A 22,336-nucleotide genomic window follows, 5' to 3' on the forward strand; every position below is an offset into this window, starting at 1 on the left:
TCACCACTGAGTGACGTCGTTGAGCAGCTCACTCAGCGGCATGGGTCTGCCCAAATGATACCCCTGGGCGTAATGAATACCGTGGGACTGTAGCACCGGCACCAGCGCCTGCTGGTCGACGAACTCGGCGATGGTCTGCTTGCCGAACCCGCGAGCAATATCGGCGATCGCCTTGACGATGGTTTGACTGTCGCTGTCGGTCAGCAGGTTGCGGATGAACGAGCCGTCGATCTTGATGTAATCCACCGGTAGCTGGCCCAGGTAGTGGAAGCTGCTAAAGCCCACGCCGAAGTCGTCCAGCGCCGTTTGGCAACCCAGCTCGCGCAGTTTTTGCAGCACGTTGTGGGCAATCGAAAAGTCGGTGATCGCGGCGGTTTCGGTCACCTCGAGAATCAGACGGCATGGGTCGACCCGGTGGGTTTGAAGTGCCTGGGTCAGATACTGGCGCAGGCCGTGGTCGTGCAGTGACTGCCCGGACAGATTGAGCGCCAGCGTAATGCCGCGCTCCTGAAGCACGGTCAACGCCTGCAGGCTGTGATGGATCACCCAGCGATCCACCTGGGTGATCAGCCCGCTCTGCTCGGCGATGGGAATGAAGTGCGCCGGAAGCACCAGGCTCTGATCGGCGTTTCTCAGGCGTAAAAGCACCTCGTAGTGCTTCACGGAGTGATCCTTGAGGCACATGATAGGCTGTACCCAGATCTCGAACTCGTCGGTTTCCAGCGCCGCGCGTATCCGCTCGATCCAGTAGACCCGCTCCTGAAGCTCGCTTTTCGCATTGTCTACTATCGACAGCAAGTGCCAGTAGGGGCTGCCGCTCTCTTTTGCCTTGTACATTGCGATATCGGCGCTGGCCAGCAAGTCCTCCGGCGTATTGCCATGCAGCGGGTAGAGCGCGATGCCGACGCTGGCGCCAATGTGGTGCTTGCGGCCCCCGGCACTGAAGTCGATGGCGTTGATCAGCTGAACGATATACTGAGCAACGCCAATGGCCTGGTCGCCGCCGATATCGGTCATCAGCAGCGCGAACTCGTCGCCGCCCAGGCGGGCGATGGTGCTACGCTGGCCCAGGTTGGCGCTGAGCGTGAAGGCGACCTCCTTGAGCAGCGAGTCGCCGACGTGATGGCCGCTGAGCTCGTTGATCTCCTTGAACTGGTTGAGATCGAGCAGCAAAACGGCGACCTCGGCATGATCCTGAAGCGAGAGCTGCAGCGCATCCTGGAAGTAGCGGCGGTTATAGAGCTCGGTGGTGGTGTCGCGCTCGGCAAGCCAGGTCAGGCGCGCCTCGGCAATCTTGCGCTCGGTAATGTCCAGCCCCACGGTAATACGGGAAAGTCCTCCGTTGTGGGCCTGGTTCAGAGGCGCGTGATACCAGGCAACGGTCGAGCGCTGCTTGTTGATCGTCTCGAACGTGCTCTCCTCCGGGGCGGGCCGTTCGACGCTAAGCGGCTCACCGCTAAGCGGGCGAAGGCGCTCCACCAGCGGCAGGATCATCGGGTAAGGGTGATTGAACACCTCGCCGAACCGACGGCCGATCAGATCGGCTTTTTCGAGCCCCAGGGCCTTGCAGGTGTAGCCGTTGACCAGGCGAATGTAGCCCAACGCGTCCTGAGCGATGATGAATACCTGGGCGGTATTGAGCAGGCTGTTGACGAAGTCGCGCTCGCCGGCGAGTTCCTCGACGCGGCTTGAAAGCTCGGCGTTGCGCTCTTTGGCATCGTCCTCGAGCGTGTTGAGCTGCAGCGCCAGAGCGCGGGTAGCTTCCTCGAGCACGTCGATTTCGTTGCGCCAGGGCGAGTGGGTAAAAGAGAGCCGACGCCGCACGCTGTCGAACTCTCCCCGCGCCAAAGAGGGCAGCAGCTCGGAAACGTGGCGAAGCCGGGCCATCGGCCCAAACAGAATGAGCAGCAGCAACAGCTCAGCGAGTATTCCGCCGGTCACCCCCACCAGCATTAGCGTACGGGTGGCCGACTCAATGGCGATCAGCTGCAGCGACGTGTCGGCCATCAGCAGAAAGTAGCCCGCGCTTCGCCAGTCGCCGTCATCCTGCATGTAGACGGCGCTCACCTCGAGTTGGCGGTTGTCGCGCGACACGCGATAGGGGGCGTTGACCAGTTGATGGATCGAAACGTCTTTTGCGGTCGTACGCAGAACCGGCATCACCTGCTCCGGGCGTGTAAGCGCGACGACGTAGCCCTCCCACTCGGGAATGCTCACCTGTTGAGCGCTATCGTGGTCGTCGCTGCCGGTCACCATCAAGGCGATTTCGCTTCCCGAGACCGCCTTGACCTCGCGCATCGTCTCGGCGAGGTTGCGCGAAAGGATCATCACCCCCTGGTTGACGCCGTCGTTCAGCACTGGTACCGCGACGAACTGGTGGCAGGTCAGCGCGCAGCGCAGCCGCGACATCGAGGCTTGCGTTTTAAGCACGTCGTCGATCCAGCGCCGCGCCGGGAAAATCGGCGTTTCATCGCCGTGGCCCAGCTGCACGACCTGCTCGCCCCGGCGGTTGAACGCGAAGAGGTTATCCACCCCGCCTTCGAGCTGCAGCGTCGGCCACTGGGCGCCCAGCAGTGCGCGAAGGGTCGCCACGTCGTCGTTTTCAAGTGCGGCGCCCAGTTCCGGCGTGGTCGTGGCAAGCCCGGCCAGTTGGCGCAGACTGTCGCTGGAGCGCTGCATGGCCAAATGAATTTCGCGCTGCTGGCGCTCGTGATGCTGGAAGCGGGTCGACTCCAGCTGCTGGGTCAAATAGTACTGACCCAGACAAACGAAAAGCACCACCAGCACCAAAAGCAAAAGGCTGCTAAGCGCGAGTACCCGCCAGGTCAGGCTCAGCCAGCGAGGCGCCTGACGGTGTGCCTTAGGCTGCATGAATAGACGTTTCCCGATAAGCAACGCTTAAAAGCGTAGTGAAGGTGATGACAAACGCATGTGCCCGTTTTCGCTTGCCTGTCAAAACCTGTTTCTCTAGCGCGTGTCGGCCAGGCGCAGGCACGCCACACACTTTTTAATGAAACACGTTTGTTAAAAAGATGCTCTTTAAAAGGCCAGCTTATCGGCTTTTGGAAGGGGCTAAAACCTTCAATAGCGGATAAAACCGCGTTATCTCGGTGCATGGCGAAAAACGGCGCAAGAAAGCGCATCGGCGGTATTTCGCTCAAGGCAGCCAGGCGCCTGCGGCACTATACTCATGGGGAGGATCACGAAAACCGCGGCGCATTGATGCGCTGTCAGTACACAGTCAAGGAGAGTCGATATGGCCGGTGGATGGGCAAAGGATGGCGCCGAGCAGGAGCAGATCGAAAGCACGCTCGAAGAGGGTGTAGAGTGGGCGCGCAGCCAGCTACCCCGCGGTGAAAGCCGCCATCACTGCGAAGAGTGCGAGGCGGTGATCCCCGAGCCGCGGCGTAAGGCGTTGCCCGGGGTCAGGCTCTGTATCGCCTGCCAGACCGAGCAGGACAAGCACGCCAGCCGCGCCAGCGGCTACAACCGCCGCGGCAGTAAGGATAGCCAGCTGCGTTAGGCGCCCTGGTCGATGGTACGTTTCGCGGCCACCCTCGGTGTGGCACCTCACGTTGGAAAGAGCGTTTTCATGCAAAAAAGATCCCCCGGATTTACCGTCAGCCTGCATGTCGCGATCGCGCTATTGGTCGGCATCGTGCTTGGCAGCATCATCCAGACCCAAGCCAATTTGGCGGCGCTTTCGACCATGGGCGTCGAGGTCTCCGCGTTTCGCCGCGTGATGACCACGCTCTGGGATCTGGTCACCTTCTCACCGATCTACGCGCTGCTCTTTTCTATAGGCTTCATCGTCTCTCAGGGCGCGGCGCTTTTAATATCGCAGCTGGCCCTGGCCGGGCGCTACCGGCTGCTACTCTGTCCGCTGCTGGCCATCATCGCGCTGTTTCTGACCTTTCATCTGGTCGACCACTTCGCCCCGATGCCCACGCTCGTGGCCGCTACCCGCACCTCGCTTGGGTTCGTGGCAATGCTCGCAAGCGCTGGCGCCGCTGGTCTGACGCTTGCGCTGCTGCGCGGCCGCGGCCGGCACCACGCGCACCGCGGGGCGTCAGCAACTACGGCCGCCGTTGCGCTGATGGCGGTAGGCATGGCGTCAACGGCTCCGCCTCAGGCCCATGCCCAGGACCAGGCCGAAGAGCCGGCATCGGTTGATTACCGACTGGAAATTGTGGCCGAGGGTCTCGAACACCCGTGGTCGCTCGCCTTTTTGCCCGGCGGTGACATGCTCGTCACCGAGCGGCCCGGACGGCTTCGGCGGATAACGCCGGGAGAGGAGAGCGTGGCCATCGACAACGCTCCGGCGGTGTTCGCCTCAAAGCAGTCCGGGCTGTTCGACGTGCTGCTCTCAAACGATTTCGCTCAAAATGAAACGCTGTATCTCAGCTACGCCTGCGGCGACCTGACCGCCAACCATACGTGCCTGGCCCGCGCGCGGCTGGTCGATAACGCCCTGCAGAATGTGGAAGAGATCTTTCGCGTCGCGCCCGCCAAGCGCGGCGCTGCCCACTTTGGCGGACGCCTGGCGTGGTTACCCGATGACACTTTGATATTGACCCTGGGCGACGGGTTCGATTACCGCGAGCAGGCGCAAAACAACGATAACCACATCGGAACGATCGTGCGCCTGAACCCCAACGGCAGCGCCCCTCGGGACAATCCGTTCGTGGGCGATGACACCGCCCGCCCGGAAATCTACAGTTTTGGCCACCGCAACGTACAGGGCCTGGTGGTCGACGGTGAGGGCCGCGTCATCATTCACGAACACGGCCCGCGCGGTGGCGACGAGATCAATATCATCGAACCCGGCGCCAACTACGGCTGGCCGATCGCCACTCACGGCCTCGATTACACCGGTGCCCGGGTTACGCCGTTCACCGAGTACCCCGGCACCATGCCGCCGCTTCTGGACTGGACGCCGTCGATCGCCCCGTCGGGCATGACGCGCTACGACGGCGAACTCTTCCCCGAATGGCAGGGCGATCTGCTGATCGGCTCGCTGGTCGATCGCGAAGTGCGCCGCGTTACGCTAAACGATGACCTCACTCAGGCCGAGGACGTGGAAGGGCTTTTCGGCGAACTCGAGGAGCGCATTCGCGACGTGCGCACCGGCCCCGACGGTGCTTTGTATCTGCTCACCGACAGCCCGGAAGGGCGGCTCATTCGGGTGGTACGCGGCAACGGTTAATCACGGCGTCTGCCGGTTGGTCATTTGTTCGATCGCGACTAAAGTCAAAGAGCATCGACTTTTTACATCGACGTTTCGCATCGACTCATGACAGGGAGGTCAAGATGAAGCCAATCAATTCGTTCGACCCGACAAGGCGCAAGATCGTGGGCGGCTTGGCAACCGGTGTGGCGGCAGCCATGGCCACACCGGCGTTTGCGCAGTCCTCATCCTCGGCAAGTGGCTCTTCGTCCACCGCCGCAAGCGGCGCGGGCGGTGAAGGCGGCGACGGTTCGCTGCTTGAAAAGCAGGACCCGACCCGCCAGTACCCGTCACCGCCGTTTACCAATCAGCCACAACAGTGGCCGGGTCTGGCCGGCGAGATGGAGCCGCGCCCGGACCACGGTGAGCAGAGCTATAAGGGCAGCGGCCGGCTGGCCGGCCGTCGTGCGCTGATCACCGGCGGCGACTCCGGCATCGGCCGCGCCGCGGCGATCGCCTACGCCCGTGAAGGGGCGGATGTCGCGATCAACTACCTCGACGCGGAAGAGTCTGACGCCCGCGAAGTGATCGAACTGATCGAGGCGGAAGGGCGCACGGCGGTGGCGATCCCCGGCGACATTCAAAGCGAGCAGTTCTGCCGCGAGCTGGTCGAAACTGCCGTCGAACGCTTGGGCGGGCTGGATATTCTGGTCAACAACGCCGCGCGTCAGCAGTGGAAAGCGTCGATCACCGATATGTCCAATGAGGACTTCGACGCCACCATGAAAACCAATCTCTACGCCATGTACTGGATTACCCAAGCGGCGATGGAGCATTTGGGCGCCGGGGCGGCGATCATCAACACCTCCTCGGTGGTCGCCTATGATCCGCCGAAGATCCTGCTCGATTACGCGATGACCAAGGCGGCGATCATCGCCTTCACCAAGGGCTTGGCCAAACAGGTGGCCGAAAAGGGCATTCGCGTGAACGCCGTCGCCCCGGGCCCGTTCTGGACACCGCTTCAACCGAGCGGCGGCCAGCCGGATGACGCCGTCGAAACCTTCGGTGAAGATACGCCCTTCGGCCGTCCCGGCCAGCCCGTCGAGCTTGCCGGCGTCTACGTGCTGCTCGCCTCTCAGGAATCCAGCTTCACCACCGGCCACGTCTACGGCGCCGCCGGCGGCAGCGGCCAGCCCTGAATCCGGTTCGGCCTGCGGGGGCTGATGGTATATAATTAGGCGCTTAATTATTTCCACCCGCAGGCCGCTCGATGGTTCGAATCACGTATTCCCACTACACCGACAACCGCGAGTTCGTCCATCGCCGACTCAATACCCAAAGCTACGACAAGGCCTGCGAGATCATCGACCAGTACCCCTGGGCGCACGAGGTCGCGCTGTTCGAAGAGCTGGGCGCGGGCGGCGGTTTCGAATTCGTGCTCGGTGATCGTAAGGGACCCCATGCGATCTTTATGCTCACCCCGATCGAGGCGGAGCGCCGGGGCTCTCTGTATCTCGACGTCGTGGCCAAAACCGGCGTGTTCAACCTGCTGGGCCGCCGCTCCTTGAGCCGCGACTTTCACATCGTCACCGCTGACACCGCCAAGGCGCACCTTCGGGAGCTTTTTGAGCACTCCGTTGAGTTCATCCATGAGAAACACCGGCCGTTCAAGCGCTGAGCGAGCCGTACTTTTGATAGGCGATATTACTCAATGGCGTTGAAGGAGGGCACCGGGATGAACGTTCATGGCGCGATCATCGGTGAGCGGCTGATCACCCGGCACGAGTACCATTACGCGAAACAAGTGGTCGCCACGCACCGCTATCTCTTCTGGTTTTTAATGGGCGTGGGCGTACTGCTTTTGTGTTCGGGAGTGGGGCTTGGCGTCGTCATTTATCTGGATGACCCGTGGATGGAGACGGTCGCGTGGCTGCTGATCGTCTTTTTAGTGGTGGGCCAGATGCTTGGCGGGGCCTTTATCTTCTGGCTGGGCTATAAACGTCGCCTGCGCATCGACCCGCGCGTCGCCATCATTCGCGGCGTTTTGACCGTGCTCAAAAAGCGTGTGCCCAGCAACGCCGGCGGGGTTAACTACGTCAACGAATATTACATCGGCAACGCGCTGCTGCACGGTCCGCCAGGGTCGTATGACCTCCTCGAGAAGTTGAATGGCCATGTCATCGAGGTTCACGCCCTCTTTCTACGGATGTACCCGCCGCTGAATTTGAGCAAGCGCTATGAAGGGATCGACGAGGCGCTGCTCTTTAATTTGAAAGACCGCGACAACGCGAGCGACCGGATCAACCTCGACGGCGCCTTCGAGAAGTACGGGCGAAAGGTGTTCAAACGTCAGGCTTGGCGCTTCAATCTTCTCAGCCTCCCGCCCATGTTCCTGAGCCTTGGGCTCGCGTTCTATTTCATCGTGAAATTCGAGCTCTTCACGTTCTGGGCGCTCATGGGAATTATGCTGCTCTCCATTATTGCGGGCGGCTTGATGTACGAATTGCTTGAGGTTCTCTACAGGAAACTGAGAAAGGGGCTGGACCCTGATTACCAGAGTTTGACGCCGGAAGAGCTATTGAAGGGCTAACGTTCAACGATACGAAGAGAGAGCCATGACACGCAACGTGGATACCGCTGATACAAGAGCCATGACGCCCCGTGAACGCGCCTACGCCGAACAAGTGATCGAGCTTCGACGCTGGCGAGCGCGCCTGAATATTTTGATCGGCCTACTAATGCTGCTGACCGTTGCCGGCGTGCTGTGGGTCGTTTTGGGAAACGCCTACGTCATGAAAATGAGCTCTAGCGCACCACTGATGTTCTTCGGCATCGCGCTGTTCGGCGTGATCGTCGCCTGGTACATCATTAAGGTAGAGATCGGTCGAAAAGTCGTGCTGGGGGAGGAAGTGCACCGAATCACGGGATATTTTCACTCTGTGAGCCGAACAGGCGGCCCACAGACTAGTGGTTGGAGGGAGTACTTCGTCGGCGATGTATCGCTTAGAACCCCCTTTATGGTCGACCTCGTTCCTCCGAAAAACGAAGATCGCGAGATGGAGGCCGAGGTGGTCTTTATTCATACCTACCCAAAGAAACACAAGTGGATCGATAAGTACCAGGATCCCGAGGCCATCGCGCTCTACATTGATGGGCAGGTCGATATCGACAAGCGCGGCTCTAGGTAACGAAGCATGTCGAGCAGCGGTAACGCATTATCGAGGGAGCAGTTGATGGGCAAGGAAAGTGTGGTCGGTGAGCGCGCCATGACGCCCAACGAGCGGTTCCACGTTCGCCAGGTGGCGCTTTACAAGCGTATGGGGCTTCACGTGACGGCCATCGTCGGCGCCGTGTTCGGGCTGATGGGCATTGCGCTTTTAGTGCTCACGCTGGGGCTTTTGATCCGCTTTCAAATCGTGGGCGTTTTAATCGCGGCGGCAACGACAGGGCTTCTGGGATATATCGCGCGGGGGATGATCCGGGAGGGGACAAAGCGAAGGCTCAAGACGGCGGATCGAGTGACGATGATCAAGGGCGTCATGGAGCAGCAGGCAGTCTCCTATGCCACGTATAACGGCAGAACCACGCTGTATTTCCACAGCATTGGCGACTTTGAATTCATCAGGCCACTGGATACGGAATACACCTTCATGCCCTTTGTTGGCAAGCCCTTCGAGGCGCACGTAGTTGAGCTCTCTTTTGAGACGTTTGAGGGGACACCGCTGGCGCTGAAGAAAAAGCGCGAGGCCATCCTGCTCAAGCTCGAAAGCGACGAGGAAAATGAGATCAAGGTCGATATCGACGGCGTCTACACACGATACGGCCGGAGCTATTTCTATCGCTACTTTCTGGCCCACGCGTTGATCGTTGGCCCTTCGATACTATTGAGCCTGGTGCTGATGATCCGTTACTCGGTTCCGCTCGCCGATGCTTACGGGCTCGGGTTATTGACCGGGTTGTTGGCCATCTTCGTGCCCATTGCCATCGCCTTTGCCATCGGGTCACTGGTCTACTTCCTGTGCCAGAAGCTGCGCAAACGGATCGATCCCGATTACGTCAAAACCCACGAAGAGCGGCTAAAGGGGTAGAGCGCTGCCGTTCGATAGAGTATCCGATACCTGTCCCCCGCTAGCGTTTCAAGACGACATACGCGGCGCCCACTTTTCATATTGAGGATATTGCCCATGTTCACCGGCCTCAGCGCCTTCCCCTTGACGCCCATGAGCGAGCAGGGCGTTCGCGATGACGAATTCGTGGGTCTGGTAAAGCGTCTGGCGGCCGCCCGGGTGGATTCTATCGGCGTGCTGGGCTCGACCGGCAACTACATGTATCTGACCCGCGAGCAGCGCGCTCGCGTGATTCAGCTGGCCGTGGAAAACGCCGAAGGCGTGCCGGTGGTGGCCGGTATCGGGGCGCTTGCCACTCGCGAGGTAATCGCGTTGGCCGAGGACGCTCAGAAAGCGGGCGCAAGCGGTGTGCTGCTGGCGCCAGTCTCCTATCAGAAGCTTACCGATGACGAGGTGTTCGATCACTACCAGACCGTATGCGCCTCGATCGACGTACCGCTTTGCGTCTACGACAACCCGGGCACCACGCATTTCTCCTTCAGCGATGAGCTGCATGGGCGTATCGCCGAACTGCCTCAAGTGGCGTCGATCAAGATACCGCCGGTGGCCGGGAATATCGCAGAGGCCCGGGCGCGCATTGAACGGCTTCGCGCGCTGATTCCGAAAGAGGTCACGCTCGGCATCAGTGGCGATCCGGTCGCGGCGGTCGGGCTATGCGCCGGGTGTCAGGCGTGGTACTCCGTACTCGGCGGGCTCTTTCCAGAGCGGGCGATGGCGATCACGCGCGCCGCTCAGTCCGGCGATCGTGAAACGGCGCTCACGCTTTCAAGCGAGCTCGAACCGTTTTGGGCGCTTTATCGTGAGCACGGTGGAAGTCTTCGCGCCACCGCCACCGTTGCCGAAGTATTGGGGGTCGTGAGCCGCCCGAGCCTTCCGATGCCGCTCAAAACCCTGCAGGGGGAGGCGCGCCGGCAGGTAGAGCAGGTCATCGAGCGGCTCTAAGGATGCGCCCTTGAGCGTTTGGGCCGCGGCCGGGCGAGAAGGCGTGTTACTCAGTCAGCTCGATCAGCCGATCCGGGTAGTCGGTGAACAGGCCGTTCACGCCCCAGTCGAGCAGGCGCTGCATTTCATCGACCTCGTTGATCGTGTAGACGTGCACCGCCAGGCCGTTCTCCTGAGCCTGCTGAACGAACGCCTCGGTAATGACCGGCTCGCCGTCATACAGGTAGTTGGTGCCGAGCCCCACGGCGTAATCCGCCACGCGCTGGAAATCTTCATCGGTGACCTCGCCGGGGGCCGGGGTCACGCCGGTCCACTCCGTCAAGCGGCCTTCGTTCTCCTCGGCCGGGGAGTACCACACCAGCTGAATCAGCGGGATGTCCGGGTTCAGGTCGTGAATCTTCAAAAGACTCGCCTGATCGAAGGACTGGATCAGTACTCGGCCGGTCTCGATCATGTCATAGGCTTCCAGCCGGCGAACCAGCCCCTCTTCCACGCCCGGATTGAGCTCGGGGGACTTGGTTTCCAGATAAAAACGGACGTCCTCGTCGAAGCGATTGAGCACCTCTTCCAGCGTCAGGATATGGGCGCCCTCATAAGCGGGGTTGGCCAGCGCCGGGTGGGCCTCATTGAACCAGCTACCGGCATCCAGCGCCTTCAGCTCGGCCAGCGTGTGATCGTTGATGTGGCCCTCACCGTTGCTGGTGCGCTCGAGCGTGTCGTCGTGAAAGGCGACCAGCTCGCCATCGCTAGTCATCTGAATGTCCAGCTCCAGATAGTCCGCTCCCCAGGCGTGGGCGAGCTCCAGTGCTGCCATGCTGCTTTCCGGCGCGTGGCCGCTGGCGCCCCGATGGGCGATGACCTGGAACGACTGAAGATCCTCAAGCTGCTGCGAAAGTGCCGGGGTATCGGCCTGGGCGGTGTGGGTAACGATCAGAGCACCAGTGAAAAGACTTAAGCGTACGGCAAGCGTTGCGTGACGTTTCATGACAACTCCCTTTTTTCATGAAGAGCGTGAACGGGTGACCGATGACCCTACCCGGTTTCTCACGCCATTCCAAACGACAGCCTGCTGCGCTCAGCGTCGTGCTAGTCAGTCGACGAAACCAGTAACCGGGCCCCCGGGCCTTCCTCGGCCAGGTGGTCGTCCGGGTTGCGCAGCGGGCAGTCGGCAAGCGACAGGCAGCCGCAGCCGATGCAGCGATCCATCTGATTGCGAAGCTGCATCAGGCTCTCCACGCGACGGTCGATCTCCTGGCGCCAGGTCGCCGTGATCGCCTGCCAGTCCGCCGCGCTTAGCTGACGATCGGAAGGAATCGAGTCGAGATGCTCCTTGGTCATCGCCAGCGGAATACCGGCGCGCTGAGCGATGCGAATCACTGCGATGCGGCGCAGCACGCTGCGCGGATAGCGGCGCTGGTTGCCGCCGGTACGCCAGGACTGAATCAGCCCCTTGGACTCGTAGAAGTGGAGCGTCGATACCCGCACGCCGCTGCGCTTGGCGACGTCTCCCACCGAAAGGTCGGTAGCCATGAACGTTCAAACCTCGAGTTTGCTTGATCCATTTAAAATGCATCTCTTTTTAATACAGCGATCGAGGCGAAAAATAAACCTGTTGACCTCATCTTTAGTTGAGGTATTAGCCTTGTGCCGTGGCTGTCATCGCCACCCCCATTTCATGTTTTCACCCTCGAGGAGTAATGGCTGATGAAAGCCTGGTACAAGGAATCCCTGAAGGCTCCGCTCGTCTGCGCCGAGCGCCCTGACCCGATATGTTTGCCCGGATCCGTCATCGTGGATGTGCGAGCGGTGCATGTGCCTGCCTACCTGATGGCCATGGTCGACAGCACCGACATCCCGCTGCCCGTACCGTTGGTGCTGGGGGCGGGCGGCGTTGGCGTGGTGCGCGAAAAGGCGGATGACGTGTTCAATGTCCATGTGGGCGATGTCGTGGCGCTCGACTGTCTGGTCGAGTCTGGCGATACCGACTACCCGGAAGACGTCCTCATGGGGCTGGGCGAAATAGGTGGGCGCGGCCTGGAATCGGACGTGGTGGATGCCATGCGCACGCAGTGGCGAGACGGCACCATGGCGCAGAAGGCGCGGCTGCCGAAGGAAGCCGTCACACGACTACCCGGAGCGGAGCACTTCGACGACCCGGGGAGGCTCGCGTTTCTGACCTGGCTTGGCATTGCCGGGGAAGGCGTGGAGCAGTCCGGCCAGACGCCTGGCGATATCGTGGCGATTCTGGGCGCCACCGGGCAGATGGGCGGTGCGGCGGTACTGGTCGCGTTGGCCAAAGGCGCCTCACGGGTCATTGCGCTGGGCCGCAACGAAGCCGCGCTCGAAAAGCTGGCCACGCTCGACCCGCGCGTCGTGCCCGTTCGCTTGACCAACGATGTCGATCAGGACGCCTCGGCCATGACGGCGGTGGCGGGCGCCCCGCACGTCGTGATCGACACCATGGGCGACGCCGATAGCGCCAACCCGCTGCTGGCCGGTTTCGCCGCCCTTAGGGACAGCGGTACCCTGGTCATGATGGGCGGCGTGCGCATGGACATTCCGATGCCCTACGGCGAGATTCTGCGCCGCCGGTTGACGATTCGCGGCTCGCGCATGTACCGGCCTGAAACGGTGCTATCGATCTGGCGCATGATCGAGGCCGGCCTGATCGATCTGTCTCGGGTGGGCATGGTCGAGGTCGGCATCGACGACCCGAAAGCCGCCATCGAGACGGCCACGAAGACGACCGGGCTCAACTTCGTATCACTTCGACCCTGAAGGGCGGTGCCAGGCGTATCCATTCAAGCAACCGGCAAGCGAAGGGCATTCGAGTGTGTTTGAATAAGGTATTGTCGATATGGGCGTTACCGTAAGCGCCCGTTATCGCTGCCGACCGACCCATCGATTAAAAAGGAGCATCGAGTGGATACGCTGACGTGGCTGACCTACATGGGCGTCATTTTCGCCCTGATCATCTTCCCGGGACCGGTGGCGCTTTTATGCACCAGCCACGGGCTGAAGTTCGGCCGCAAGCAGGCGACCACCACGGTGCTGGGCGGCGTGGCAGCCTCGCTCGTGCTGATGACGATCTCATCGCTCGGGCTGGGCGCCGTGCTGGCCACCTCCGAAACCGCCTTTTACGCGCTGAAAATGGTCGGTGGGGCGTATCTGGTCTACCTGGGCATCATGGCCTGGCGCGATACGGCCAGCCCGCCGATGGCAAGCCCGGGAGCGGCCGCGGGGCCTAAAGTCTCGGCGAAAAAGCGCTTTCGCCGCGGCTTTACCGTGGGTATCAGCAACCCCAAGGATCTGCTGTTCTTCGCCGCGCTGTTTCCCAACTTCATCGACGTGAGCCAGCCGCAGCTCGAGCAGTTCGTCATCCTTGCGTTGACCTGGCTGGTGATCGATTTCACCCTGATGTCGACCTACGCAGGGCTGGGCTCCAGTATCAGCCGCTGGTTCCAGAGTCCGCGCCGCTACCAGCGGTTCAACCGAGCGACCGGGGGGCTGTTCATGGCTGCCGGCGGTACGCTCATTGCCTCGAACCAGTAAGCCGTATCGATGTAAAAAAGCTCATGCAAAAAGGCTCATGCAAAAAGGCGCATGCAAAAAGGTCGCAGGAAGGAGTGTTCAGGTAGCGCGGCAATAGTCAGTAATGTATTGGCTCATTCGCTTGTAAGAGATCGGCTATTTTTTTGTCAAAAAGATTTAATTAGTTGCCGGCTACGCCGATAGATCATCGGATGGTGAACGAAGCGGCGGACAGCAACGCGCACTCACCATGGGCGCTGGTGTTTACGCGTTGGCTTCCTTCCACCCAGGGCAGTGCGGCCCGGGTCCCCAAGAGATTCTTACTCCTATGTTTTTTCTGAATCGAAGCGTCAAGCTGCGGCTTGCCGTGAGTTTGGCGGCGTGTGCGCTGGTTCTGATCGTGGTTGGGGCAATCAGTCTTCATAGCCTCAACAAGACCAACAATGCCATGTCCGATATCTATGAAAGCAATGTGCTCACCCTCACCGACCTGAGCCAGGTCAATCAGGCACTGCTCAGCAACCGGGTGAAGATAACTGCCGAACAGCGCGACCGTGACCCGGTCTCCGCCCTGGCCGTCCAGCAAGAGCTTGCCGACAACGATGCCCTCATCGATGCTGCCTGGGCGGATTACTTCCCGAGCCGTGTCTCTGGAGAGGCTGAGCGCGCCATCGCGAATACGTTCGTTACCTCGCTTGCCGAGCTGCGTGCCGGTATCGACACGATCATGGCGGCGATGATCGATAACGAGTTCGATCAAGCGCGTCAGATTGCCACCACGACGCTGCGTGAAGCCTATCCCAAGGCGCTGACGGCCCTGAAGCAGTTGACCGACGGTAACAGCGCGCAAGCCGCTGCTGCCAATCAGCAATCCTCGCGCGACTACGTTTGGACACGCAACTTCGTCATTATCGTGATGGCGGTGGCCATCATCATCAGTATCCTGCTGGCGATATGGCTGATCCGCGGGATCATGACGCCGCTTGGCAAGGCCCAGAAGCTCGCCAACGACATGGCAAAAGGTAATCTCAATAATGCCATCGACGTGACTTGTAAGGATGAATTTGGCGACATGCTGAGCGCATTGAAGACGATGGAGATAAAGTTCTCGCAGGTGGTAATGTCGGTGCGTAGCAATGCAGAGTCAGTCAATGGCGCTGCGGATGAGATAGTGGCGGGTACCGACGACTTGAGCAGCCGTACCCAGCAGCAGGCGGCGAGCATCGAAGAGACGGCGGCCTCGATGGATGAAATCACTTCCACCGTTCGCCAGAACGCCGAGAACGCCTCCGAGGCCGACAAGCTGGTAAGCGACGTGAGCCGGCAGGCGAATGCCGGCGGCGAGATCGCTCGTCAGGCGGTCGAAGCGATGGAGATGATCAACAGCTCGAGCCGCCGAATTGCCGGTATTATCGGGTTGATCGATGAAATTGCCTTTCAGACCAACTTGCTGGCGCTCAATGCCTCGGTCGAAGCCGCCCGTGCCGGTGAGCAAGGGCGGGGGTTCGCGGTCGTGGCCAGCGAGGTGCGTAATCTGGCCGGGCGCAGCGCCAACGCCGCCAAGGATATCAAAACGCTGGTCGAAGACAGTATCGTTCAGGTGGATTCCGGCTCGGAACTGGTCAACCGCGCGGGCCGTTCGCTCGAGGATATCGTGGGCGGCGTGCAGCGCGTTTCGGCCCTGATGGCCGAGATCGCCACGGCCAGCCGAGAGCAGTCTCAGGGTATCGAACAGGTCAATACGGCTATCTCGCAGATGGATAGCGCCACTCAGCAGAACGCCAGCCTGGTGGATGAGTCCAGCGCGGCGGGCCGTTCGCTTCAACGTCAGGCGGCGTCGCTGCTCAAAGAGGTATCGTTTTTCCGGGGCGCGTCGAGCGGCCTGAAAACGGCGGCGCTGCCCACCCCGTCACGACCGCTTCAAAGCCCGGCGCGAATCGCCAAGCCCAAGGCGACCCAGGTTCTGGGAAGTCAGCACGATACCGAGCAATGGACTTCATTCTAGGTTTCTCGAGCGCCCCGTCCGGGGCGCTTTTTTGTTGGTCGAAGACATAAGTAAGGCGCTAGCGTTTCGTTGGCTATTATTCAAAAAAATACTAAAAAATAGTTTTTTTATTCTTTTTTTCTAAATTAGAATAGCGCTCCTTTTCAGGTCCGGCTTACGGGCCGGCAACGATGCGATAAGCCAACGAGAAGGTCGTTATATGAGTGATCAGGCACGTCATCCCTCCAGGCGTCGAGAAGAGGGCGCGCACTTCAAGCGCAGCATGCAGACGCGGCATCTGGTGATGCTGTCGCTCGGTGGCGTGATCGGCACGGGGCTCTTTCTGAGCTCGGGCTACACGGTGCAGCAGGCGGGCCCGCTGGGTGCGGTGCTGGCGTATCTGGTGGGCGGTATCGTTGCCTGGCTTGTGATGATGTGCCTGGGTGAGCTTGCCGTGCACATGCCGGACTCCGGCGCATTCAGCGCCCACGCCACGCGCTACATCGGCCCCGGCACCGGCTACATGGTCGCCTGGATGTACTGGCTTACCTGGACGGTGGCGCTGGGCTCGGAGTTCACCGCGGCGGCGGTGTTCATGGGCCGCTGGTTTCCCGATGTGCCCGGCTGGTACTGGAGCGGGCTGTTCGCCGTCATCGTGTTTGGTGTCAACGCCTTCACCTCGCGTTTTTTCGCCGAATCCGAGTTCTGGCTCTCGCTGATCAAGGTGCTGGCGGTGGTCGCCTTCGTGTTGATCGGCGCGGCGGCGATCATCGGCTTCGTGCCGCTGCAGGATGAAACCGGCGCTACCGTGGCCTCCCCCGGGCTTTCGGCGCTGTGGGGCGAGGGCGCGATGCCGCCGAGCCTTTTGACCATCGGCATGACGCTTCTGGCGGTGATGTTCGCCTTCTCCGGTACCGAGCTTATTGGCATCGCCGCCGGCGAAGCCGAGGATCCGGCGCGCAACGTCCCTAAAGCGATTCGTGCCACGCTCTGGCGGCTGATTCTGTTCTTCGTCGGTACCATGGTGGTGATCGCCGCGCTCCTGCCTCATACCGAGGCCGGACTCAGCCAGAGCCCGTTCGTCGCGGTCTTCCAGCGCATCGGCGTGCCGGGAGCGGCGGACATCATGAACTTCGTGATCATCACCGCGCTGCTCTCGGCGGCCAACTCCGGTCTCTACGCCTCGGCGCGCATGCTCTGGACGCTCTCGGACCAGGGCACGCTGCCCAAGTCTCTTGGCCGGCTCAACAAGCGCGGCATTCCCATGAACGCGCTGCTCTTGAGCATGGTCGGCGGCTTCGGGGCGCTGTTCTCGAGCGTTTACGCGCCGGAGTCGGTGTATCTGGTGCTGGTGTCCATTTCGGGGCTTGCGGTGGTGATCGTGTGGATGGCGATCGCGCTGAGCCAGTTCAACTTTCGCCGCCAGTACCTGCGGGAAGGCGGCCAGCTTGAGGATCTGGTTTACCGCACGCCGGGCTACCCGTTCGTGCCGCTGATCGCCTTCGGCGCCTGCCTGGCCGCCTGTATCGGCATTGCCTTCGATCCGCAGCAGCGCATCGCGCTCTACTTCGGCGTGCCGTTCATCGTACTCTGCTATCTGATTCACTACCTGCACCGCCGCCAGACGGCCAAACGCGCCCGCACCGCCGAGGAGACCCCCGCATGAGCCAGCACGCCAACCCCATCCAGACCCTGCTGCGCGACGTTCCTTTCATGGTGATCGACGGGGCGCTGGCCACCGAACTCGAGGCGTTGGGGTGTGATCTGGGCGATAGCCTCTGGTCGGCGCGGCTCTTAAGCGAGGCGCCGGAGAAGATCCGCCAGGTTCACCAGGCTTACTTCGAGGCCGGCGCCGACTGTGCGATCACCGCAAGCTACCAGGCGACCATTCCCGGCTTCATGCAGGCAGGGCTTACCGAGGCAAAGGCCCGCGCGCTGATTACGCGCTCGGTAACGCTGGCGTGTGATGCCCGCGACGCCGCCTGGCAGCCGGACAGCGCGCGCCCGAAACCGCTGGTGGCAGCTTCTGTGGGGCCCTATGGCGCGTACCTGGCCGACGGCAGCGAGTACCGCGGCGGCTATGACCTGGATCGTGCCGGGCTCGTCGATTTTCACCGCGAGCGCTTTGCGCTGCTGCTGGAGGCCGGGGCGGACCTGCTGGCGGCGGAAACGCTGCCGTCGCTTGACGAGGCGCTGGTCATTACCGATTTACTCGCCGAGCATCCCGGCGCGCAGGCCTGGATTACCTTCTCGGCGAAGGATAACGCGCACATCAGCGACGGCACGCCGATTGCCGAATGCGCCAAGGCCCTGGCAGGGCGCCCGGGCGTGGCGGCGATCGGCGTGAACTGTACAGCACTCGCCCATATCGCGCCGCTGATCGAGGCCATCAGACAGTCGTGCGATCTGCCGGTGCTGGTCTACCCCAACTCCGGCGAGCAGTACGAACCCGCCACCAAAACCTGGCACCCGGCGGCGTGCGACCACAACGGCGCGCCGCCCAACCTCGTTCAGGGCGCGGCCGCCTGGCTTGCCGCCGGGGCCGCGGGTATCGGCGGGTGCTGTCGCACCACGCCTTCGGATATCGCCGCGCTGGCCGAGTACCGCCAAACGCTAATTTGATGCTTTAAGCGACCGTTCGAGCCACGCCGCCAGCTTTTCTCCCGCGCCGGTGCGGCGCTCGTCGGGTAGCCACAGGCAGAGGCGGGCGGGGGTGGCGATACTTCCCCAGGGCGCGACCAGCCGCCCGCTTTTCAGATCATCCTTCACCAGCAGCCGGGGCGCGATCGCGACCCCGAGCCCCGCCACAGCGGCCTCCATCAGGTAGTAGAGGTGGTCGAACCCCAGGCTTTGTTCCAGCGCCTTGTCGAGAGCGCTTTCATCGAGCCCCTGGCCGTGGGCCCAGGCCGGCCACGCCTGGGGGCGTGAGGCGGTCGTCAGAAGCGTCTGTTCGAACAGCGACGCCGGTACATTGGCGTCAAGACGCGCGGCAAGTGCCGGGCTTGCCACCGCGCAGATCTCCTCGGCCATCAGCTCGATTACTTCGCCGCTAACGGGCCAGGGCGGCTCCAGAAACGCAAGGGTGGCGCTGGCGCTCTGCTGGCCGCCGGGCTGTTCGGTGTCGCTGACCACCACCTGGAGGTTGAGCTCGGGCAGCGCCCGGCGCAGCGGTTCGAGCCGAGGAATCAACCAGCGCGCCAACAGGCTGCCGGGGCAGGCCAGGGTAAAGGGTGCGCCCTCTACCTCACGCTTGAGCGATGCGCAACTATCGCGCAGCTGTGCGAAGGCCTCGCCAAGGCCGCGCTGCAGCGTTTCGCCGTGCGGGGTCAGCACCAGGCGCCGGCCGGATTTGGCGAACAGCGCCGTCTCAAAATGTTCGTCCAGCGTCTTGAGCTGGCGGCTGACCGCACCGTGGGTCACGCTGAGCTCACCGGCGGCGCCGCTTACGCTGCCAAGCCGCGCGGTGGCCTCAAAAGCACGCAGCGCGCTCAGCGGGGGCAGGCTATTCTGCATGAAGATGGCTTCTCGATAGTTGATTAAAACTCACAGATAGCCGCTATCTTATCGATTTTTTGACCCTCGCGCCTCGGGTAACGTAAAGACATCAATGAACGCCTTAGCCGGCAACGTCTTTTCAGCCCTTCGAGGTCGCGATGAACCAGCCTTTTACTCCTTCGACCGCCTTGCCCGATGGCAACGGTATGTTCGGCCGCTTCGGCGGGCGCTTCGTGGCGGAAACGCTGATGCCGCTGATCAACGAGCTGCGCGATGAATACGCCGCGGCCAAGGCGGACCCCGAGTTTCAGCGCAAGCTCGCCTACTTTCAAACCGACTACGTGGGTCGGCCAAGCCCGCTCTATTTTGCCGAGCGGCTGACCGAGCACTTCGGCGGCGCGAAAATCTACTTGAAGCGCGAAGAGCTCAATCACACCGGCGCACACAAGATCAACAACTGCATCGGGCAGGTGCTGCTCGCCAGGCAAATGGGCAAGAAGCGCATCATTGCCGAAACCGGCGCGGGCATGCACGGCGTGGCCACGGCCACGGTGGCGGCGCGCTTCGGCCTCGAATGCGTGATCTACATGGGCACCACCGACATCGAGCGCCAGCAGCCCAACGTGTTCCGCATGAAGCTTTTAGGCGCCAAGGTGGTGCCCGTGACGTCGGGCACCGGCACGCTCAAGGACGCCATGAACGAAGCGCTGCGCGACTGGGTGACCAATGTCGACGACACCTTCTACATCATCGGCACCGTGGCCGGCCCCCACCCGTACCCCGCCATGGTGCGCGACTTCCAGGCGGTGATTGGCCATGAAACCCGCCGCCAGATGCAGGAGAAAGAGGGGCGCCTGCCGGATTCGCTCGTCGCCTGCATCGGCGGCGGTTCCAACGCCATGGGGCTTTTCCACCCGTTCCTTGCCGATGAAAGCGTGCAGATGATCGGCGTCGAAGCCGGCGGCAAGGGCGTGGCAACGGGGCAGCACGCGGCGAGCCTGAACGGCGGCACCCCCGGCGTGCTCCATGGCAACCGCACTTTCTTGCTGCAAAGCGAGGATGGCCAGATCATCGACGCTCATTCGATCTCGGCGGGGCTCGACTACCCGGGCATCGGCCCCGAGCACGCTTGGCTTCACGAGCAGGGCCGCGTCGAGTACGTCTCGGCCACCGACGACGAGGCGCTCGAGGCGTTTCAGATCTGCTGTCGCGAAGAGGGCATCATTCCGGCGCTTGAAACCGCCCACGCCCTGGCCGAAGTGGCCAAGCGCGCGCCCACGCTACCCCGTGAGCACCTGATGGTCGTCAACTTAAGCGGCCGTGGCGATAAGGACATGATGAGCGTCGCTCACCATCTCAAAGACACGCTAGGAGACAAGTTCTAATGAGCCAGGCCAACTCGACCGTCGGCACCCAACGTATTGAGCGCTGCTTCGCCGCGCTGAAAGCGCAGAATCGCCCGGCGCTGGTAAGCTTTCTGACTGCCGGCGACCCGAACCCGGAGACCTCGCAACGCCTGCTCGACGGGCTGCCCGACGCGGGCGTGGACATCATCGAGCTGGGCATGCCCTTCAGCGACCCGATGGCCGACGGCCCGGCGATTCAGAAAGCGGCCCTGCGCGCTCTGGACGCGGGCCAGACCCAGGCCAAAACGCTGGCGATGGTGAAGCGCTTTCGCGAGAAGAATCAGCACACGCCGATCGTGCTGATGGGCTACTACAACCCCATCTACTGCTACGGCGTCGAGCGCTTTCTGGAAGACGCGCGTGAGGCCGGCGTGGACGGGCTGATCGTGGTGGACCTGCCGCCGGAGCACGACGACGAGCTCTGCACGCCCGCCGCTCGCCACGGCATCGACTTCATCCGCCTGGCCACGCCCACCACCGATGCTAGGCGCCTGCCGCAGGTGCTCGAGCGCGCCTCCGGGTTCATCTACTACGTCTCGGTCGCCGGCGTGACCGGCGTCGGTGCGGCCACGCCGGAAAGTATCGAGCGCGCGGTCGTTGACCTGAAACGCCATACGCAGCTCCCGATCGGCGTAGGGTTTGGTATTCGCACGCCGGCACAAGCCGCGTCTATCGGCCGCTTCAGCGACGCGGTAGTGGTCGGCTCGGCGCTGGTCGAGCGCATCGAGCACGCCACGACCGGTGACGAAGCCGTCGAAGGCGTACATGGGCTGGCGCGCGAGCTGGCAGATAGCGTTCGCCGCTGCCGCGAAGAAGAGACCGTGAGTTAAACGATGCCGCCGTTGGCGCGCAGCGTCTGCCCGTTGATCCAGCCGCCGGCGGGCGAGGCGAGAAACGCCACCACGCTTGCGATGTCCTCGGGCTCGGCCAGACGTTCCAGCGGCGGCATTTTGGCGAGCTTATCGATCAACTCGTCGGACTTGCCATCGAAAAAGAGCTTCGTGGCGGTGGGGCCGGGGGCGACGCTGTTGACGGTGATCTCGCGCCCGCGAAGCTCCTTGCATAGAATCGCCCCCAGGGTTTCCACCGCCGCCTTGGTCGCCGCGTACACGCTGTAGTTCTCGAGCTTGAGCCCCACCACGCTGGTCGACAGGTTGATGATTCGCCCGCCGTTATGCAGGCGTTTGGCCGCCTCGCGCATGGTGTAGATAGAGCCTTTCAGATTGATATCGATGTGGGCGTCGATCAGCGCATCGTCGCACTCAACGAGCGGCGCGAGCTTCAGAATCCCGGCACTGTTGACCAGCACGTCGAGCCGGCCGTACTGCGCTTCGATCTCGTCGAAGAGCTGGCGCACCGCGCTCGCATTCGCCACATCCGCCTGCAACGCTTTGGCGCTGCCACCTTGACCCTCGATCTCCTCGACCACCTTCGCCGCTTCATCAAAGCTGTTTACGTAATTGACGATCACCGTGACGTTGTCGTTGGCGAGCTTTTGGGCAATGCTTGCGCCGATACCGCGCGAGCCGCCGGTGACCAGCGCCACTTTCTGTACATTCATGCGATTTTCCTCCTGATAGGGCATGTCGACCAACAGCTTAGAGCAAATATCGCGCTTTATAACCCGCCGCGTTTCGGTCACTTTCAAAATAAGCCATGAAAGCCGGGGAGAGACCGGAGAGAG

At 62.0% G+C, this 22,336-nt stretch carries 20 protein-coding genes; 15 read left to right on the forward strand and 5 right to left on the reverse strand.

Translation table 11 applies throughout. The annotated features are described in order from the left end of the window. Positions 1-2,871 carry an EAL domain-containing protein gene (locus tag RN347_RS05145; RefSeq protein WP_263584650.1) on the reverse strand — a complete coding sequence of 957 codons (2,871 nt, stop codon included), beginning with the start codon at positions 2,869-2,871 and terminating at the stop codon, positions 1-3. Between the two features lie 385 nt (positions 2,872-3,256). Here RN347_RS05145 and RN347_RS05150 point away from each other — a divergent pair, with 385 nt between their 5' ends. From RN347_RS05150 to RN347_RS05185, 8 genes are all read left to right on the forward strand, one after another. Next, positions 3,257-3,523, forward strand: coding sequence for a DksA/TraR family C4-type zinc finger protein (locus RN347_RS05150; RefSeq protein ID WP_263584649.1), 267 nt, complete (start codon positions 3,257-3,259; stop codon positions 3,521-3,523). Between the two features lie 69 nt (positions 3,524-3,592). After that, positions 3,593-5,206 (forward strand): PQQ-dependent sugar dehydrogenase, encoded by a 1,614-nt coding sequence (locus tag RN347_RS05155; RefSeq protein WP_311960415.1) that lies wholly within the window; start codon positions 3,593-3,595, stop codon positions 5,204-5,206. Positions 5,207-5,310: 104 nt separating this feature from the next. Then, a complete protein-coding gene (locus RN347_RS05160; RefSeq protein WP_311960416.1) occupies positions 5,311-6,366 on the forward strand; it encodes an SDR family oxidoreductase in 1,056 nt (351 codons plus the stop codon). Positions 6,367-6,437: 71 nt separating this feature from the next. Next, entirely contained in the window at positions 6,438-6,845 is a 408-nt protein-coding gene (locus RN347_RS05165) for a hypothetical protein (RefSeq protein ID WP_311960417.1), read from the forward strand. A 57-nt stretch (positions 6,846-6,902) separates the two neighbouring features. Beyond that, positions 6,903-7,757 (forward strand): hypothetical protein, encoded by an 855-nt coding sequence (locus tag RN347_RS05170; RefSeq protein WP_311960418.1) that lies wholly within the window; start codon positions 6,903-6,905, stop codon positions 7,755-7,757. A gap of 25 nt (positions 7,758-7,782) precedes the next feature. Beyond that, the gene (locus RN347_RS05175; protein ID WP_263584645.1) at positions 7,783-8,355 is read left to right on the forward strand and encodes a hypothetical protein; all 573 of its coding nucleotides are present in this window, start codon (positions 7,783-7,785) and stop codon (positions 8,353-8,355) included. A 45-nt stretch (positions 8,356-8,400) separates the two neighbouring features. Further along, positions 8,401-9,255: a hypothetical protein gene (locus tag RN347_RS05180; RefSeq protein WP_311960419.1), complete on the forward strand. Its 855-nt coding sequence runs from the start codon at positions 8,401-8,403 to the stop codon at positions 9,253-9,255. Positions 9,256-9,351: 96 nt separating this feature from the next. Next, on the forward strand, positions 9,352-10,236 hold the full coding sequence (locus RN347_RS05185) for a dihydrodipicolinate synthase family protein (RefSeq protein ID WP_311960420.1): 885 nt from the start codon (positions 9,352-9,354) through the stop codon (positions 10,234-10,236). Between the two features lie 46 nt (positions 10,237-10,282). On the opposite strand, the gene RN347_RS05190 is transcribed toward RN347_RS05185, so the two are convergent. Both RN347_RS05190 and soxR read right to left on the reverse strand, forming a co-directional pair. Further along, the gene (locus RN347_RS05190) at positions 10,283-11,221 is read right to left on the reverse strand and encodes a glycerophosphodiester phosphodiesterase (protein ID WP_311960421.1); all 939 of its coding nucleotides are present in this window, start codon (positions 11,219-11,221) and stop codon (positions 10,283-10,285) included. A 101-nt stretch (positions 11,222-11,322) separates the two neighbouring features. Continuing rightward, complete coding sequence (soxR, locus tag RN347_RS05195; RefSeq protein WP_263584641.1) at positions 11,323-11,766, reverse strand: redox-sensitive transcriptional activator SoxR; 444 nt, start codon at positions 11,764-11,766, stop codon at positions 11,323-11,325. Between the two features lie 174 nt (positions 11,767-11,940). On the opposite strand from soxR, the gene RN347_RS05200 reads away from it, so the two are divergent. The 5 genes from RN347_RS05200 (at position 11,941) to mmuM (ending at position 18,373) form a co-directional block, all read left to right on the forward strand. Further along, positions 11,941-13,014 (forward strand): zinc-binding dehydrogenase, encoded by a 1,074-nt coding sequence (locus RN347_RS05200; protein WP_311960422.1) that lies wholly within the window; start codon positions 11,941-11,943, stop codon positions 13,012-13,014. 144 nt (positions 13,015-13,158) lie between these two features. Continuing rightward, on the forward strand, positions 13,159-13,788 hold the full coding sequence (locus tag RN347_RS05205; protein WP_263584639.1) for a LysE family translocator: 630 nt from the start codon (positions 13,159-13,161) through the stop codon (positions 13,786-13,788). A gap of 229 nt (positions 13,789-14,017) precedes the next feature. Further along, positions 14,018-15,772, forward strand: coding sequence for a methyl-accepting chemotaxis protein (locus RN347_RS05210; protein ID WP_311960423.1), 1,755 nt, complete (start codon positions 14,018-14,020; stop codon positions 15,770-15,772). 199 nt (positions 15,773-15,971) lie between these two features. Further along, positions 15,972-17,417, forward strand: a complete 1,446-nt coding sequence (locus tag RN347_RS05215) for an amino acid permease (RefSeq protein ID WP_263584637.1) — start codon at positions 15,972-15,974, stop codon at positions 17,415-17,417. After that, positions 17,414-18,373, forward strand: a complete 960-nt coding sequence (gene mmuM / locus RN347_RS05220) for a homocysteine S-methyltransferase (RefSeq protein ID WP_311960424.1) — start codon at positions 17,414-17,416, stop codon at positions 18,371-18,373. The genes RN347_RS05215 and mmuM overlap by 4 nt, the downstream gene beginning before the upstream one ends. Here mmuM and RN347_RS05225 read toward each other — a convergent pair. Beyond that, complete coding sequence (locus RN347_RS05225; RefSeq protein ID WP_311960425.1) at positions 18,365-19,264, reverse strand: LysR family transcriptional regulator; 900 nt, start codon at positions 19,262-19,264, stop codon at positions 18,365-18,367. The genes mmuM and RN347_RS05225 overlap by 9 nt on opposite strands. A 140-nt stretch (positions 19,265-19,404) precedes the next feature. On the opposite strand from RN347_RS05225, the gene trpB reads away from it, so the two are divergent. Together trpB and trpA are read left to right on the forward strand one after the other, a co-directional pair. Further along, on the forward strand, positions 19,405-20,631 hold the full coding sequence (trpB, locus tag RN347_RS05230; protein WP_311960426.1) for a tryptophan synthase subunit beta: 1,227 nt from the start codon (positions 19,405-19,407) through the stop codon (positions 20,629-20,631). Beyond that, the gene (gene trpA, locus RN347_RS05235) at positions 20,631-21,482 is read left to right on the forward strand and encodes a tryptophan synthase subunit alpha (RefSeq protein ID WP_311960427.1); all 852 of its coding nucleotides are present in this window, start codon (positions 20,631-20,633) and stop codon (positions 21,480-21,482) included. Before trpB ends, trpA begins: the two co-directional genes overlap by 1 nt. Here trpA and RN347_RS05240 read toward each other — a convergent pair. Continuing rightward, complete coding sequence (locus RN347_RS05240; protein WP_311960428.1) at positions 21,479-22,213, reverse strand: SDR family oxidoreductase; 735 nt, start codon at positions 22,211-22,213, stop codon at positions 21,479-21,481. The two genes, trpA and RN347_RS05240, sit on opposite strands and share 4 nt — an antisense overlap. Positions 22,214-22,336: the final 123 nt, after the last annotated feature.

The sequence above is a fragment of the Halomonas sp. PAMB 3264 genome (assembly GCF_031954245.1).
Taxonomy (GTDB): domain Bacteria; phylum Pseudomonadota; class Gammaproteobacteria; order Pseudomonadales; family Halomonadaceae; genus Vreelandella.